Here is a 14,980-nt window from a genome sequence, read left to right as displayed (position 1 = left end):
CAAATTAGGCGAAGTCGGACAATCTCGCACGGCGAGGCCGGCGTCCGCCGCGCGGAAGCATGAGCCCGCGAGGCCCGGGAGCCCGCGAGCCCCGGAGCCCTGCGAGCCGCGCGTCCGGCCGGATCCAAGAGGCGCGCCTCAGGCCGTATCGCCCCTGCTGACCGAGGCGTACACGGACCTGGCCTCCCTGCCCAGGCGTGGCCCGGCGAGCCAGGTGGACCCGAGTGGGCCGATGGAGGTGTTGCTGACCAGGGCGGAGCTGCCGTCAGGACGCCGGGCGAACCAGCCGCCGCCCGAGGAGCCGCCCGTCATCGTGCACCCGATGCGGTACAGCGAGGGCCGGTCGGGGCGCAGGGACAGCCGTCCGGGGCGGTCCTGGCAGGTGAACATCCGCTCCCCGTCGAAGGGGTCGGCAGCCGGGTAGCCCCAGGCCTTCATCGCCGGGATCGCGGCCGTGGGCGGGGCGTCGAACCAGACCGGCACGGCCACCCCGGCCGTCTCCTGGAGGGAGGCCCGGGTGTCCTTCCGGGCCACGCGCAGCACCGCGAAGTCGCCGGACGAACCGCCGCCGCCGGTGGTGGTGCCCTCGGCGATCCACTCCTCGGAGGTCGCGGCGCGGTCCGCCCACCAGGTGCCCAGCGGCGCGACCTCGGTCGTGCGGCGCGCCGCGCCGGCCAGGCCCCGGTCGTTGTAGGAGGGCACGAAGACGATATTGCGGTGCCAGGTGCCCCCCTTGCCGCCGTGGACACAGTGGGCCGCCGTCCACACGAGACTGGAGCGGCCCGGCCGGGCCGGGTCCTCGACGGCGGTCCCGGAGCAGACGCTCGGACCGTCGGGCCCGTCGAAGAAGACCTTGCCCACCGCGGGAGCACTCGCCCGGTACGGGGCGCGCTCGGGCCGGGCCGGCAAGGGCGCCGGCTCGGGATCGGTCTCCCCCAGGTCGGCGCCCAGCCCGTCCGCGACGGAACGGCCGGACGCGTCGGCGTCGGCCATGCGCTCCGGGGTCCAGAGGCCGGGGATGACCGGGTTGGTGAAGGCCGGTACGGCCCGGCCGAGCGGGGAACCGGCCTGCACGGAGCAGGCGGTGGCGCCACCGAGGACGGCCAGGACGGTGAGCAGGACGGTCAGGACGTCGGTGCGTACGGCGCCCCAGGGGCGCCCGGAGTCCGCGCTCATGACGGCGATCAGCCGCCGCAGCGGGCGGACTTCGGGACCGGGAACCCGACGGCGGTTCTCGGGAGCACGCCGGCGGTCGCGCGAGCGGCGAGGGACGCGGCTCGGGTACGGGTACGGGTACGCGTACGGAACATCGGAATCCCCTTGGTGCTTCGATACGTTCGGCCGCCCGCAGAGCTGCGGAACGAGGACACCCCCGGACACGTCTCCCGGCCCGGCCGGGTTCGGTCGCACGGCCGTTTTGGCACTTCGGTGATGAATCCGGGGTGTGGCAGGGCCACAACGGCTGGACGCCGACGGGCGACGGCAGGGGTGCGGTGCCAGGGTGAGGCCGTACCGGACCCCAGAAAGGCAGCGCCATGATCACCACGAATTTCGCCCCCGGCTCCCCCTGCTGGCTCGACCTCGGCACGCCCGACGTCCACGCCGCCGCGGCCTTCTACGGCACCGTGCTCGGTTGGGAGTACAAGGCCATGGAGGGGGCGGAGGACATGGAAGGAGGCATGTTCCGCAAGGACGGCAAGGTCGTCGCCGGGCTCGGCAAGCTCACCGAGGAAGGCGCGCGCCCGGCCTGGATGATCTACTACAGCGTCGCCGACGCGGACGCCACGACCCGGGCGGTGGAGCGCGCGGGGGGCACGGTTCGGGTGGCTCCCAGGGACCTCGGCGAGTGGGGCCGGATGGCGCAGTACACCGACTCGCTGGGGGGACAGTTCGCCGCCTGGCAGCCGGGCAAGGACACGGGCGTCGAGCTGGTGGACGAGCCCGGCTCACTGTCGTGGACCGAGCTGTACACGACCGACGCGGCGGCCGCCAAGGAGTTCTACGGCGGCGTGTTCGGCTGGCAGTACAGCGACATGGGAATGCCCGGCGGCGAGGGCACGTACACCCTCATCACTCCTGCCGGGCTCCCCGAGGAGCGCATGCACGGGGGCCTCATGGAGCTGCCCGCGGAGCACCTGACCCTCACGAACGGACGGCCGTACTGGCACCCCGTCTTCGCCGTCACCGACTGCGACGCCGCGGTCGCCAGGGTCACCGCGAACGGCGGCAGCGTGCAGATGGGCCCGGTGGACGCGGAGGGCGTGGGCCGGCTCGCCGTCTGCCTCGACCCGGCCGACGCCGACTTCGTGCTCCTCGCACCGGCCCGGGGCTGAGCGGACGGGACGAACGGGTCACGACCCGGGCCGGGGCCGTGACCCGCTCGCGCGGGAGCGTTCGCGGCGCGAAGGGGCCGCCGACCGCGTGGACTCAGGAGTTGCGGCTCTCGGCCTCGGCGTTGGCCATGGCCTCGGCCTCGCTTTCGAGCATGGCTATGGCGACGCCGAACGCCTGGGCGATGTGCCCCGCGGCCGACATGACGCGCGCCGTGCCCACGACGGGCGCGATCGCGACGAGTACGTCCTGGAGCTGCTCGACGGTGAAGTCGGCCTTGACCGCGGGGCTGATGTGGGCCAGGTAGGAAATGGCCGGGGCGTCCATGGCGACGAGCGCGGCGATGCGGGTGGTGATGAGTGTCTTCTCGTCCATGTTGCAGTGCTCGACGGAGTCGATGGTCATCGCGGCGAGCGTGTCGAGAACGGGAGCGTCGGACCTGGTGGCCATGGCTGAACCGCCTTTCGGTGCTGAACTGGGCCGGGACTCGCCCCCGGCCGCGGGACCAGGGGCGCGTGGGTGGGTGGGTTTGCCGTTTCAGCGTAGGCGTCACCCCGAGGCCGCGCCCGTTGGGCTGCCCGGGTGCGGGGCGGCGGTCGGAGCAGCGCCGACGGCCGGCGCCGCCCGGCCGGAAAGCTCGCGTTCTGCGACCGCCCGGAAGCCTTGCGGCGGGCGGCCGGTGAGGCGCCGGACCGTGTCGGTGGTGCGGTCCTCGGCCCCTTCGGCGATGGCCCGGCCCATCCCGGCCAGCATCGTCGCGAACTCCGGCGGGACGACCGCGGCCAGGCGCTCGCGCATGGCCTCGTAGGTCAGCCGGTGGTGGACCACCGGGCGGCCGGTGAGGTCCGTGAGGACCGCGGCGATGTCGTCGTGGCTGAGCGCTTCCGGCCCGGTGAGGACCAGGTCGGCGTCGGGGGCCCGGTCGTCGGTCAGAGCCCGTACGGCGACGGCGGCGATGTCGTCGGCGTCGACGAATCCGACCCGGCCCGCCCCGGCCGCGGTCAGGATGGCGCCGTCGGTGCGGATGCTGTCGGCGTGGGCGTGCGCACCGGTGAAGTTCTGCATGAACCAGGAGGGGCGCCGACTGGCGGACTTCACCGCCGCGGTCCTCGGCGCGCGCGCCCGGCGAGGGGCGGCCGACCGGGGCTGACCGCCTGCGTCAGATCGCCCGGGGCGCCGGTGGGGTGGGATCGGCGGCGGCGGCATCGGCGCAGCGGCGGGCGAGGTGCGCGAAGGCCTCCCTGAGCTCGGCGGGCCGGACGCCGTGGACATCGGCGTCGAAGCGGCCGATGGCCGAGGCCAGGCCGATCCACGACCAGGAGCCGAGAACCACCCGGCAGCGCCCGGGTCCCAGCTCCTCGACGAGTCCGTCGCGGGCGTAGGGAGCGACGGAGGCCGCGGGCAGGTCGAGGATCGCCTCGCCGCGGCAGGGCCAGTCGGCCGGTCCGCCGGATCCCCGGAACCGGCCGGTGACGAAGGTGGCCACGTCGCCCCCGGGCAGTTCCCGAGGGGTGAAGCGGGGGCCGGTGGGACGGCAGGGCGAGATGCGGTCCACGCGGAAGGTGCGCCAGTCGTGGCGGTCGAGGTCCCAGGCGAGGAGGTACCAGCGGCCTCCCCGGGTGATCAGGTGATGGGGCTGCACCCGGCGCCGGTTGACGCAGCCGTCGTCCTGGGCCGGGGCGGACGGTACGGACGCGGCGGCGGGGATGTGGTCGAAACGCAGTTCCTCGCGGGCGTGGATGGCGGTGCTGATCGCCATCAGGACCTGGCTGTCGACCTGTGCCGGACGGGCCTCTGGCGGGGCGACGACCGTCACCCGGAGCAGGTCGATCCGATGGCGCAGCCGGGCGGGCAGCACCTGGCGCAGGGTGACGAGTGCGCGCGCTGCCGCGTCGCCGATGCCGGCGCCGGTCGCGGCGGCCGTCTGCAGGGCCACCGCGAGGGCGACGGCCTGGTCGTCGTCGAACAGGAGCGGGGGCAGCTGCGAACCGGCGTCGAGCCGGTAGCCGCCGTCGGGTCCCTTGAAGGCCGTGACGGGGTAGCCGAGCTCGCGCAGACGGTCCACGTCGCGGCGGACGGTACGCGCACTGATGTCCAGCCGCGTCGCGAGCTCCTGCCCCGACCAGTCGCGCCGGGTCTGCAGGAGCGACAGGAGCGCGAGCAGCCGCGCGGAGGTTTTCGGCACGCTGCACATTCTGCGCGAGGTAGCGGACAGATCCTGTCCGCTACCCGTGGGAGCGTGATCACACGGCGGCCGACCGCTCAATGAATCCAGGACCAGGAGACCAACATGTCCATCACGACGACGACCCATCTGAACTTCCGGGGCGACGCCCGCGCGGCACTCGACTTCTACGGATCGGTCTTCGGCGGGAATCCCGTCGTGGTGACCTACCGGGACATCGGCAACATCCAGGACCCGGCCGAGGCGGACTGGGTGACCTGGGGCCAGGTGACCGCGGACAACGGCTTCGGCGTCATGGCCTACGACGTGCCGTCCCGGATGCCGTGGAACCCGGGCGAGAACGCCGTCTTCGTCTCCGTGCGCGGCGACAGCGCCGACGAGATCACCGCCCTGTGGAAGAAGCTGTCCGTCGGCTCGGCCGTCGTGCAGCCCCTGGAGCCCGCTCCGTGGGCACCGCTGTACGGCATGCTCAAGGACCCCTTCGGCATCGTCTGGGTCCTGGACGTCGCCGCGGCACCGTACAACGGCTGAGGTCCGGCACACGATGACCGTCCTCGACACCCGCGCCCTCAACCGTGCGACGCTCGCCCGGCAGTTCCTGCTCGACCGCACCGGTGCCACGGCGGTCGACGTCGTCACGCACCTGTGCGGCATGCAGGCACAGGAGCCGCAGGAGCCGTTCACCGGTCTGTGGGCGCGGGTGCGCGGCTTCCGACCGGCGGACCTGAACGACCTGCTCGCCGGCCGGGACGTCGTACGCACGCACATGATGCGCCGCACCGTCCACCTCCTCGGCGCCGACGACGCGCTGGCCTGGCGGGCCCGGCACGACACGATGCTGCGCGGGCGGGTACTGACCACCTACCGCCGCGAGCTCGCCGGAATCGACCCCGACGAGCTTGCGGCGGCCGGGCGGGCGGTCATGGCCGACGGCCGGCCCCGCACGATGGCCGAGCTCGTCCAGGCCCTCGCCGACCGCTGGCCCGCCCCGCCGCGCCGGGTACTCGGTGAACTGCTGGTCGCGGCGCTCCTTCCGATGGTCCAGTTGCCCCCGCGCGGCCTGTGGCGCACCGGAGGCGGAGTACGCAACGCCCTCCTGACGACCTGGCTGGGACGCGACATCGCACCCCTCGATCCGGACGGCGCCGACCCGGTGGGCCAGGCCCTGGTCCGCCGCTACCTGGCCGCCTACGGGCCCGCCGCCTCCGCCGACCTGCGCGCCTGGTGCGGCCTCGCCGGGCTGCCCGCCGCGGTCAAGGCCGTCCGCGGGGAGCTCGTGGCCTTCCGTGACGAGCGGGGCCGCGAACTCCTCGACCTGCCCGACGCCCCGCGCCCGGACCCCGGCACACCGGCACCCGTCAGGTTCCTGCCGGCCTTCGACAACGCGATCCTCGGCTACCGGGACCGCACCCGGATCATCGACGACGCCCACCGGGGCCTGTCGGTCGCCGGAGAGCGCGTCGTCCTGGTCGACGGGCGCGTGTCCGCCACGTGGACCAGGTCCGACGACGCACTCGTCGTCACCCCGCTGCGCAGCCTCTCACCCATGGACCGCGACGCCGTCGAGGAGGAGGGCCGGGCCCTGGCGTCCTTCCTGACCGACCACGCCCACGAGCGCGTACGCATCGGCAGCCCTCCCGCGTGAGTGTCCCGTCAGACGTTCCCGGGACCCGAAGCCGAGGCCGAAGCCGGAACCCGAACGGGGGCCGGGGCCGGGGCCGGGGCCGGGGCCGGGGCCGGGGTGCGGAGCATCGTCGCGCAGCGGTGGAGTTCCGCCGCGAGGGCGTCGCAGCGGCGCAGCAGGGATGCGTCCGGCCCTGGGGCGCCGTGCGGCCCCGGCGCGAAGTCGGCGGGGCAGGCCGCGATCTGGGTCGGGGCCACCCAGCCTCCGAGCGCCCTGGCCACCGTACGCAGGTGTTCGCACACCACGCCGCCGGTGCGCGGCCCGGAGCCGTGGGCGAGGAGTCCGACCGCCGTGTCGGCGAGCCAGTCGCCCGGTACCTCGTCCAGCGCGAGCTTGAGCAGGCCCGAGTAGCCGGCGTGGTGAACGGGGCTGGCCAGGACGACGGCGTCGTAGTTCCGCGGCGTGTCCCGAAGCCGCGGTGCCGAGGGCTCCGCCAGTTCCAGCAGGGTCACGGTGGCGCCCCGGGCGAGCAGGGCATCGCCCACCAGCGCGGCCAGCGCGCTGGTTCCGGAACCCGCCCGGGGGCTTCCGCCGATCAGCAGGGCGTGCACGGTCGGCCCTCCTCTCCGTTGTCCGTTCCTTCGCTCATGCGGCGTCGATCAACGTCCACGGCACGGTGCGGCCGAGCGCCTGCCGGGGCTTGCTGCGCGCCCAGTGCAGCACCGAGGCCGCCATCACCCCGCCGGGATCGGCGACCTTGCGGGTGGGTTCGAAGGGCTCGCTCATGCTGGTGTAGCTCTGGAACATCGCGAGCAGCTTCACCGCCTCCTGCTGGACGGGAGAGAGCCATTGCGCGGCGAGCGGCAGGAAGAAGCGGTTCCAGCTGTCGGTGGACACGGTCGGCGGCTGCGCGATCGGGTCGACGCCGTGCTCGGCCCGGAAGGCGTTGAGCGTGTCGCACGTGATGCGGACCAGGTCGGCGAGGCGCATGCTGTCCTGCCCCGCCGCGATCACCTCGGTGAGCGGCGACGCGGGCGGGGCGCCGAGGGCGGCGCCCGCGATCACCTCGGCGACCTCGTCGACGGGGCTGATCTCGGCGTAGCCGTCCGGGTCCCCCACGACGACCGCCGCGAGGCCGGAGACGAGGGCCGGGAAGAGGCTGTAGGGGCCGGAGAAGCGGCCGATGCGGCCGTCGCCGCGCCGGCCCAGGACCAGCGGCGGGCGGACGACGGTCGCAGGTCCCCGGTGGTCGGTGGCCACGATCTCCTCGCACACGGACTTCGACCACTCGTAGCCGTTGCGGTAGCCCTCGAACTCCTCTCCCCTGAGGTCCTCGGGAGCGCGTACTCCGCCCACGTAGGCGGTGGAGACGTGGACGACGTGGGTGTCCGGGCCGGCGAGCTCGAGCACCGCGCGCAGGGTCCGGATGTTGGCGTCGGTGGCCTCCTGGCGGCTCATGGTCCACCGGGTGGAGGCCGCGGTGTGCACGATGACGTCCCAGGGCCGCCCGGTGAGGGGGTCCGGGGCGGGCTCGGCGCCGATGTTCCAGGGCACGGGCCCGGTGCCAGGGGTGCCGACGGTACCGGTGGTGCCGGTCGTACCGGCACGGCGCGCGGTACGGACGATGTCGGGACCGGTGCGGCCGGCGGCCTCCACCGCGAGACGCTCGGCCACTTCGGTGCCGACGACGCCGCAGGCGCCGGTGACGAGGATGCGCATGGCAGGAACTCCCGGGGTTCAGGTGGCGGGTTGCAGGACCAGGCAGACGTTCTGTCCGCCGAAGCCGAAGGAGTTGGAGAGCACCGGGGCGCTCTCCACGACGCGCGGGGCTCCGGCGACCACGTCGATCCGGTCGGACTCCGAGGCGGTGGTGAGGTTGGCGACGGGCGGCACGATCCGCCGCTGCGCACAGGCCAGGGCGATCGCGGCCTCCAGGGCCCCGGAGCCTCCGATGAGGTGCCCGGTGACGCCCTTGACGGCGGTCACCGGCGGGGCCTGCCCGTTGAAGCACCGGTGGATCGCGGCTGCCTCGGCCCTGTCGTTGGCCTGGGTGGACGTGCCGTGCGCGCTGATCTGGCCGATGTCGGACGGCAGCAGTCCGGCGTCCGAGACGGCCCCCGCCATGCAGGCCGCCGCGACGGCCCCGTCCGTGTGCGGGGCCACGATGTGGTGGGCGTCCGCGTTCGTGGCGTAGCCCGCGATCTCCCCGAGGATGGTGGCTCCGCGCAGCAGCGCGGACTCGCGCAGCTCCAGTACGAGCACGGCCGCACCCTCGCCCATGACGAAGCCGTCGCGCGCGGCGTCGAAGGGGCGGCTCGCGCTGCGGGGATCGTCGTTGCGGGTGGACAGGGCCTGCATCCGTGAGAAGCCGCTGAGCATGAAGGCGGTCACCGCGGAGTCGAACCCGCCGGCGACGGCGATGTCGAGCTCCCCGTGCTGGATGCGGCGGGTGGCCTCGCCGATGGCCGTGGCGCCGCTGGCGCAGGCCGTGGAGTAGGTGACGCAGGAACCCTGGAAGCCGTAGTGCATCGCCACGCGGGCGGCGGCGGAGTTGGCCATGGTCCGGGGTACGGAGTGCACGGGCATCGCCGTCGGGTTCGCGTCGTTGTCCCGGACGAGCGCCTCCATGGTGGGGAGTCCGCCGATGCCGGTGCCGAGGTGGACGCCCACCCGGGAGGGCGTCAGGGCGGGCAGCGCGGCCTGGCGTACGGCGTCGGCCGCCGCGCACAGGGCCAGTTCGGTGGGCCGGTCGATCTGGCGGCGCTCGCGGCGGGTGAGGTAGGAGTCGATGTCGAAGTCGGGTACCCGGCAGGCGATGTGGACGGGTGAGCCGGTCTCGATCAGGTCCTTGTGGACCTCGGCGGTGGGGCGCGCCGCGAGGACGGTGTCCATGACCTCGTCGAGGGTGAGGCCGGCCGGGGACTTCACGCCGATCCCGGTGACGACGACGCGCGGGCGCGCGTCGGCCCGGCCGGGGGCGGCGGTGGACCGGTGCCAGATCATGAGCGGCCTGCCCGGCGCTCGGCGAGGAGGGTGACGGCCTCGCCGACGGTGTCGGCCCGCATCAGGTCCTCGACCGAGATCTGCATGCCCAGAGCGCGTTCGAGCTGTGCGCCGATCGACATCATCTCCAGGCTGTCGATGCCGTATTCGGCCCGCAGGTCGGTGCTCTCCACGATGACGTCGGGCGTGGTCCCGAGGACGTCGGCGATGGTTTCACGGACGAGGCCGAAGAGGTCGACGGGCGGTGCGGGGACGGGTTCGGTGGGGTTCATCTGCTTCCTCCGGTGAGCTGAAGGGCGTGGTCGTCGTGTTGCGGGGCGGCGGCGGCCGTCACTCGGGAAGGCCGGCCGGGGCGGCCGCGGCCAGGGCGGTGTCGAGGATGTCCAGTGCCTCGTCGAGCTCCGCCCCGGTGGTGACGAGCGGGGGCAGCAGTCGCACCGTGGTCGGACGGCCCAGGCAGGGCGAGACCAGCAGGCCGTTGCTTGCGAGCGACACCACGGCCTCACCGGCAGCCCCGGGGGTGGTGAACTCGATGCCCCACAGCAGCCCCCTGCCGTGATGGGCCCCCATCACCCGGGGGTGACGCTCTGCCAGGGCGCGCAGGCCGTCGGCGAGCCGGGCCGACAGCATCCGTCCGTGCTCGGCGAGTTCTTCGATCGCCTCCAGGGCGGCGGGGAGCGCGGCGCAGCTCAGCGGGTGGCCGCCGAAGGTCGCCGAGTGCAGGAACGGGTCCTGCGCCAGCGGGGCGTAGAGCTCCGTGCTGCACACCGCGGCGGAGAGCGGCATCACGCCGCCGCCGAGCGGCTTGCCGACGAGCACGGCGTCGACCGGCAGGCCGTCCGCGAGGGCGACCGAGGGCTCCCCGCAGCGGCGCAGCCCGCACTGGATCTCGTCCGCTATGGCGAAGGCGCCGTGGGAGTGCGCGTCCTCGCACCACTGGTGCAGGACCTCGGTCCGCAGCGGTACGGCGCCGTTCTCGCCCTGGACGGGTTCGAAGACCACGGCGGCGACCGGGGCCGACTTCAGCTGCGTGCGTACGGCGTACGGGTCCTCGGGGTCGATGTGGACCACGTCGACGACGGCGCCCCGCAGCCCGGCCCGGAACAGCGGGCTGTGCGTGAGGGAGAGGGCGCCCAGTGTCTTGCCGTGGTAGCCGCCGGTCACCGCGAGCACCCGGTCCCGGCCGGTGGCGAGCCGGGCCAGTTTCACCGACACCTCGACGGCGTCGGCGCCGTTGAGGCCGAAGTAGACCTTCGGGAGGCGGCCGCCGAGGTACTCGGAGAGCCGGGCCGCCGCCCGGGCGGCCACCGGGTTGGCCAGGCTGCGCGTCGACGTCGGCATCACGTCGAGCTGCCGGGCCACGGCCGCCACCACGCCGGGGTGGCGGTGGCCGAGGAGGGCGACCGCGTACGAGCCGAAGTCGAGCGCCGTGCGGCCGTCGGAGAGAGTGACGCGGGAGCCGAGGGCGCCGGCCTCCACCGCTCCCCGGCCGGCGAACTTGCCGGTCAGCGCCAGCTTCGGGGACTGGTGGCGGCGGAGTTGTTCGAAGACCTCGCCCGCGGTGGGCGGGGCCGTCGTGGTCGGGGCTGCCACAGGGGACCTCCTGGAGAAGGGTCGGGGTGGGGGACGGGGCGGACGGTGCGCGCCGGGTGCCTCAGTGGGCGGCGTCGCCGGTGAGGCGGCGCTCCAGGGCGTGCAGCATCTGCTCGGCGTTCTCCCGCAGGGCGGTGGCGGCGACGGGGTTGAGCATGTCGGCGAGCAACGGGATCCCGATCTCGAACTCGACGGTCAGGCTGACGTGGCTGCCACCGTCGTCGGACGGGCGGACCGCCCAGTGGCCCACGAAGTGGGCGAGGTCGCCGCTGACCTGGTGGAAGTCGAAGCGCCGGGCGGCGTGGTCGAGGCGCTCGGCCTCCACCCACTCCAGGACCGAGCCCTTGAGGTGGACGGACCAGGCCGTCGTGCGCTCGTCCGGGCCGGTGCGGTCGGCGATCGTGACGGACTGGACGCTGTCCATGCAGGAGGCGTAGCTCTCGACGTCGATGACGGCGTTCCAGCTGTCCTCGGGGCGGGCGGCGATGGGGATCTCTACCTGGACGAGGGGCATGGGTGGGTCTCTTTCGGGTGGTGAGCCGTACGGGGCTCGCGGGGAACGTTCGGGAAGCGGGGCCGTCAGGACCTGGGCGCGAGGGCCTGGGCGCGGGCCGCTTCCAGGGCCGGCGGCAGCAGCAGGCGCAGGATCGTGCGGGGCAGTCGGCCGGTGTGGTTGAGCGCGTAGGTCTGCTCGACCAGTTCGCAGCCGAACTCGCGCTTGGGCTCGTAGGCGGTCTGCGCGAACCTGATGTGCCGGCAGCCGCGGGTGATGGCCAGCTCGATCGCCGCGTAGTGGAGGTTGTGGTAGAGCCGCGCCCGCTGGGCCAGCCCGTAGTCCATGCCGATCCGGGCGCCGACGGCGCCGCGGCCGCGGAACAGGCAGTGCAGGTAGCCCACGAGGCGGTCGCCCTGGAAGCAGGCGACCAACCGCTGCTCGGTTCCGGCGCCCTCGCCCTCGCCGCCTTCGCCGGCGCCCTCACCGGCGGACAGGGCCTGTACGAACTCCTCGTCGAGCACGTCGAGGGTCTGGTCGGCGCGGTCCATGACCTGCCGGTACAGCCCCATCATTTCGGGGACGAGGTGCCCGAACCCGTCGAGCACCTCCAACCTCAGGTCGTCCTGCCGGCGGAACTTCCGAATCTTGTTGCGCGCGTTGCGCCGCGGCTTGGCCGGCAGGGACGCCAGGTAGGACTCGAAGTCCGGCTGCTCCAGAAGGAGTTGCGTGTCCGGCAGCGAGGCGACGGTGAAGAAGCCCTCCCGGTCGAGGCCCGGTCGCAGCGCGTCGAGGTCGTCCGGGGCGAAGTCCTTGAAGACGACGGTGCCCAGCCGGTGGCCGCGGGCGAAGTCCATGACCTCCCGCACCAGCAGCCGGGCCGCCGCAGCGGGGAGCCGGCCCCGGCCCATGACGTGGCCCTGCCCGAGGAAGTTGCCGCAGAACAGCATCGGCACCCGCACGAGCCGGGGAAGGATCCGGGCCACCGGCGCCATCAGGCGGCGTTCGCGCGGCCCCACGACCCGGTCGAGCCGCAGCCCGTGCACGGCACTGAGCGGCAGGACCGCGAAGGGCAGCCCGTCCTCGCGCACGAGCAGGTAGGCGTAGGCGTCCGGGCCGATCTCCGCCCCCTGCATGGCGGTGAACACGTCCCGGCCCCACATGGGGTCGTCGGCCGGGGCCAGTTCGTCCCACACCCGGCGGGGCAGGTCCTGGGCGCGGTCCAGCCGCTCCACCGTGTACGCCGGTTCCCGCTGCGCCCCGCCGGCCGCGGCGACCGTGAGGGGTGCGGCCGGTACGGCGGAGCGGCGGTCAGCCGACACGGAGCGGCTCGCCGTCGAGCACCGCGCACAGCGGCTCGGCCATGCGCCCCCGCGACGGCGGGTGGAAGTTCAGGCCGGCGGCCGCGGAGGCCAGGTAGGCGCCCTCGTCGGAGCCGATGAACGACATGCCGCCGAGTGCCTCCAGGGCGGCCGCGGTGGTCCGCGCGATGGCGTCCTGGGCCGCGTAGCGCGCGGTGAGTGCGGCGACCAGCAGCGGCTCGCCCCAGTCCGGGGACTCCCCCATGGTCCGGGCCACGGCCTCGACGGCGAGCATCGCCGCGTCGAGTTCGGTCACGAGCCTCGCGCGCACCGCGGCGGGGGCGCGCCCCTGCCGCAGGACGCGTTCCACCAGGGCGCTCGCCGTGCCCAGGTAGCCGGCGGTCATCAGCAGTTCGAACCAGAGGAAGCCCGCCACGTTGAGGGAGTCCAGCACCGAATCGGCGGTGACCTCGGTGAGCACGACCATCTGCGGGTCCAGCACGACGTTCTCGAGGACGACCTCCTCGCTCTCCGCGCCGGCCAGTACCGTGCTGCGCCAGAAGGGCCGTACGGAGACCCCCGGGGCGTCGGCGGGAACGATGGCGACGCCGAGCCGTTCGACGCCGGCCTCGTCCGTCATCACCACCGACGCCGTCAGCAGGTCCATCGAACGGGCCAGGCTGCACGGCTTCTTGCTGCCGTTCAGCACCACCTCGCCCTCTCGGCGCACGGCCCGGATGCCGGGCCGCAGGATGGACTGACCGGTGTGGCCCTCCGAGAAGCCGGAGGCGAGCAGCATCCGCTTGCCCACGATGGCCTCCAGGAGCATCCACTCGAAGCCTGCGCCGTTCTTGGCGGCCTCGACCAGGCTCGCCACGGAGAAGTGGTGCATGGTCGTGGCGACGGCCAGCGACGGGCAGCGTGCGCCCACCGCGCGTTGCAGGCGCACGGCCTGCAGGGGGTCGGCGCCGATGCCGGTGTTCTGCCGCGGCACCAGCAGGGCCGCGCCGCCCGCCTCCCGGAAGGCCGCGACGGCCGGACTGCCCGTCCGTTCCAGGTCGGCCAGCCGGTGACGGGCCAGTTCGGCGTCGAGGCCGGGGAGCAGCGTGTCGAGCACCGCGCGTTCGGTGTCCAGGAAGCCCATGGTCAGTCCTTCGCCGTCGTCGTGGCGCCGGCCGCGGCCCGGGTACGGGGCGCCCGTGGTCCGGCGGTCGTGGTCAGGGGGAGGTCCTCGTACATGCGCAGGCTGAAGGACTCGCGCCGCACGGGCGGGCCCGCCAGGGCGAGGTCGGGGAAGCGTGCGAAGAGGCGGCGGACGGCGATGGCGCCCTCCAGCCGGGCCAGGGCCGCGCCGAGGCAGTAGTGCGGGCCGGCGCTGAAGCTCAGCACCCTGCTCGCCGAGCGGTGCACGTCGAACCGGTGCGGGTCGGGGAACTGCGCCGGGTCGCGGTTGGCGGCGGCGAGCACGGTGGTGACGTTGGCCCCGGCCGGTACCGTGACGCCGCGGATCTCGGTCGCTGCCGAGGCGATGCGCTCGGTCATCTGGACGGGCGTGTCCCAGCGGAGGGCCTCGTCGACCACCTGCGCCGCGAGTCCGGGATCGGCGCTCAGGGCGGCCCGCTGGTGGGGGTGGGTCAGCAGTGCGTGGGTGGCGATCCCCAGCATGGCGGCGGTGGTCTCGAAGCCGGCGACGAAGGTGAGCAGCAGGGTGTCGACGACCTCCTTGCGGGTGAGCCGCTCCTGCCCCTCCCCGGTCTCCAGCAGCACGGTGGCGAGGTCCTCGCGGGGCTCGACCAGCCGGAGCAGCAGCAAGTCCTCGAAGTAGGCGCGCAGTTCGGTCACGGCGGAGTCGGCGCGGGCCCAGTCCTCCTCGGTGCGCACCGGTTCCAGCAGCCGGCTCGCGTCGCCGCCCAGCCGCTGGAAGCGGAGGCGGTCCTCGGCCGGGACGCCGATCAGCTCGCCGACGACCGCCACGGGCAGTGGATAGCCGACCAGTTCCTGGAAGTTGGCGGCGGCGCCGTCCGCGGTGGCCTCGGCGAAGGTGTCGAGCAGGGAGTCGGTGAGCTGCTCGACCGCCTCACTGAGGGCGGCGACCCGGCGCGGGGTGAAGCCCGCACCGACGAGACGGCGCAGCCGGGTGTGGTCGGGCTGGTTCGCGCGGAGCATCGAGGCGTAGAAGAAGTCGGCGGCGGGGTGTTCGCGCCAGTCCGGCAGGTTCTCCTCGCACCAACTCAGGTCGGGGGTGCGGAAGGAGGTGTCGGTCAGCACCGCCTGGCAGTCGGCGTAGGTCGTCAGGAAGTAGGTGTCGAGGTCTTTGTCGTAGTAGACCGGTACGTTCTCGCGGAGCGCCTCCAGCGCCGGGAAGGGGTTTTCCCGGCCCTCCGGCGTGAACAGCGAGAAGAGCAGAGCCTGGGGGTCCAAAGGGAGTCCTCAGCAGTTCGGCGTGCGGT

General features: G+C 73.9%; 15 protein-coding genes and 1 pseudogene. 3 read left to right on the top strand and 13 right to left on the bottom strand.

Features of this window, described 5'->3' with window-relative positions:
- Window positions 1-138: 138 nt before the first annotated feature.
- The gene (locus OG373_RS36425) at window positions 139-1,176 is read right to left on the bottom strand and encodes a trypsin-like serine peptidase (RefSeq protein ID WP_397734601.1); all 1,038 of its coding nucleotides are present in this window, start codon (window positions 1,174-1,176) and stop codon (window positions 139-141) included.
- A gap of 359 nt (window positions 1,177-1,535) precedes the next feature.
- On the opposite strand from OG373_RS36425, the gene OG373_RS36420 reads away from it, so the two are divergent.
- Window positions 1,536-2,333, top strand: coding sequence for a VOC family protein (locus OG373_RS36420; protein ID WP_405442955.1), 798 nt, complete (start codon window positions 1,536-1,538; stop codon window positions 2,331-2,333).
- A gap of 94 nt (window positions 2,334-2,427) precedes the next feature.
- Here the strand turns inward: OG373_RS36420 and OG373_RS36415 are convergent, their stop codons facing one another.
- The 3 genes and pseudogenes from OG373_RS36415 to OG373_RS36405 form a co-directional block, all read right to left on the bottom strand.
- On the bottom strand, window positions 2,428-2,781 hold the full coding sequence (locus OG373_RS36415; protein ID WP_052873500.1) for a hypothetical protein: 354 nt from the start codon (window positions 2,779-2,781) through the stop codon (window positions 2,428-2,430).
- Window positions 2,782-2,967: 186 nt separating this feature from the next.
- Window positions 2,968-3,411, bottom strand: a pseudogene (locus OG373_RS36410) (ergot alkaloid biosynthesis protein); the annotation flags it as partial.
- 79 nt (window positions 3,412-3,490) lie between these two features.
- Window positions 3,491-4,516 (bottom strand): helix-turn-helix transcriptional regulator, encoded by a 1,026-nt coding sequence (locus tag OG373_RS36405; RefSeq protein WP_405442954.1) that lies wholly within the window; start codon window positions 4,514-4,516, stop codon window positions 3,491-3,493.
- Between the two features lie 105 nt (window positions 4,517-4,621).
- On the opposite strand from OG373_RS36405, the gene OG373_RS36400 reads away from it, so the two are divergent.
- Window positions 4,622-5,047, top strand: coding sequence for a VOC family protein (locus tag OG373_RS36400; RefSeq protein ID WP_405442953.1), 426 nt, complete (start codon window positions 4,622-4,624; stop codon window positions 5,045-5,047).
- Between the two features lie 13 nt (window positions 5,048-5,060).
- Window positions 5,061-6,161, top strand: coding sequence for a winged helix DNA-binding domain-containing protein (locus OG373_RS36395; RefSeq protein WP_405442952.1), 1,101 nt, complete (start codon window positions 5,061-5,063; stop codon window positions 6,159-6,161).
- Window positions 6,162-6,169: 8 nt separating this feature from the next.
- Here OG373_RS36395 and OG373_RS36390 read toward each other — a convergent pair whose 3' ends face one another.
- From OG373_RS36390 to OG373_RS36350, 9 genes are all read right to left on the bottom strand, one after another.
- A complete protein-coding gene (locus OG373_RS36390; RefSeq protein WP_405442951.1) occupies window positions 6,170-6,751 on the bottom strand; it encodes an NADPH-dependent FMN reductase in 582 nt (193 codons plus the stop codon).
- Window positions 6,752-6,785: 34 nt separating this feature from the next.
- Window positions 6,786-7,859: an SDR family oxidoreductase gene (locus OG373_RS36385; protein ID WP_405442949.1), complete on the bottom strand. Its 1,074-nt coding sequence runs from the start codon at window positions 7,857-7,859 to the stop codon at window positions 6,786-6,788.
- Between the two features lie 18 nt (window positions 7,860-7,877).
- Entirely contained in the window at window positions 7,878-9,143 is a 1,266-nt protein-coding gene (locus tag OG373_RS36380) for a beta-ketoacyl-[acyl-carrier-protein] synthase family protein (protein ID WP_405442948.1), read from the bottom strand.
- Window positions 9,140-9,415, bottom strand: a complete 276-nt coding sequence (locus OG373_RS36375) for an acyl carrier protein (RefSeq protein WP_405442946.1) — start codon at window positions 9,413-9,415, stop codon at window positions 9,140-9,142. Before OG373_RS36375 ends, OG373_RS36380 begins: the two co-directional genes overlap by 4 nt.
- 58 nt (window positions 9,416-9,473) lie before the next feature.
- Complete coding sequence (locus OG373_RS36370) at window positions 9,474-10,736, bottom strand: aspartate aminotransferase family protein (protein WP_405442944.1); 1,263 nt, start codon at window positions 10,734-10,736, stop codon at window positions 9,474-9,476.
- A 61-nt stretch (window positions 10,737-10,797) separates the two neighbouring features.
- Complete coding sequence (locus OG373_RS36365; protein WP_405442942.1) at window positions 10,798-11,250, bottom strand: type II toxin-antitoxin system RatA family toxin; 453 nt, start codon at window positions 11,248-11,250, stop codon at window positions 10,798-10,800.
- Between the two features lie 65 nt (window positions 11,251-11,315).
- Entirely contained in the window at window positions 11,316-12,551 is a 1,236-nt protein-coding gene (locus OG373_RS36360; protein ID WP_405442941.1) for a GNAT family N-acetyltransferase, read from the bottom strand.
- Window positions 12,541-13,674, bottom strand: a complete 1,134-nt coding sequence (locus OG373_RS36355; RefSeq protein ID WP_405442940.1) for an acyl-CoA dehydrogenase family protein — start codon at window positions 13,672-13,674, stop codon at window positions 12,541-12,543. The genes OG373_RS36360 and OG373_RS36355 overlap by 11 nt, the downstream gene beginning before the upstream one ends.
- A gap of 2 nt (window positions 13,675-13,676) precedes the next feature.
- Window positions 13,677-14,951 (bottom strand): cytochrome P450, encoded by a 1,275-nt coding sequence (locus OG373_RS36350; RefSeq protein ID WP_405442939.1) that lies wholly within the window; start codon window positions 14,949-14,951, stop codon window positions 13,677-13,679.
- Window positions 14,952-14,980: the final 29 nt, after the last annotated feature.

The sequence above is a fragment of the Streptomyces avidinii genome, from assembly GCF_045161815.1.
Lineage (GTDB): Bacteria > Actinomycetota > Actinomycetes > Streptomycetales > Streptomycetaceae > Streptomyces > Streptomyces avidinii.
The sequence above is the reverse complement of the archived record's forward strand: the minus strand, read 5'-3'. Positions and strand labels throughout refer to the sequence as shown.

What these genes read in the sequence shown, in the direction of transcription:
- OG373_RS36425 (WP_397734601.1), bottom strand. Translation starts at nt 1,176, where the DNA reads ATGAGCGCGGACTCCGGGCGCCCCTGGGGCGCCGTACGCACCGACGTC.
- OG373_RS36420 (WP_405442955.1), top strand. Translation starts at nt 1,536, where the DNA reads ATGATCACCACGAATTTCGCCCCCGGCTCCCCCTGCTGGCTCGACCTC.
- OG373_RS36415 (WP_052873500.1), bottom strand. Translation starts at nt 2,781, where the DNA reads ATGGCCACCAGGTCCGACGCTCCCGTTCTCGACACGCTCGCCGCGATG.
- OG373_RS36400 (WP_405442953.1), top strand. Translation starts at nt 4,622, where the DNA reads ATGTCCATCACGACGACGACCCATCTGAACTTCCGGGGCGACGCCCGC.
- OG373_RS36395 (WP_405442952.1), top strand. Translation starts at nt 5,061, where the DNA reads ATGACCGTCCTCGACACCCGCGCCCTCAACCGTGCGACGCTCGCCCGG.
- OG373_RS36385 (WP_405442949.1), bottom strand. Translation starts at nt 7,859, where the DNA reads ATGCGCATCCTCGTCACCGGCGCCTGCGGCGTCGTCGGCACCGAAGTG.
- OG373_RS36380 (WP_405442948.1), bottom strand. Translation starts at nt 9,143, where the DNA reads ATGATCTGGCACCGGTCCACCGCCGCCCCCGGCCGGGCCGACGCGCGC.
- OG373_RS36375 (WP_405442946.1), bottom strand. Translation starts at nt 9,415, where the DNA reads ATGAACCCCACCGAACCCGTCCCCGCACCGCCCGTCGACCTCTTCGGC.
- OG373_RS36365 (WP_405442942.1), bottom strand. Translation starts at nt 11,250, where the DNA reads ATGCCCCTCGTCCAGGTAGAGATCCCCATCGCCGCCCGCCCCGAGGAC.
- OG373_RS36355 (WP_405442940.1), bottom strand. Translation starts at nt 13,674, where the DNA reads ATGGGCTTCCTGGACACCGAACGCGCGGTGCTCGACACGCTGCTCCCC.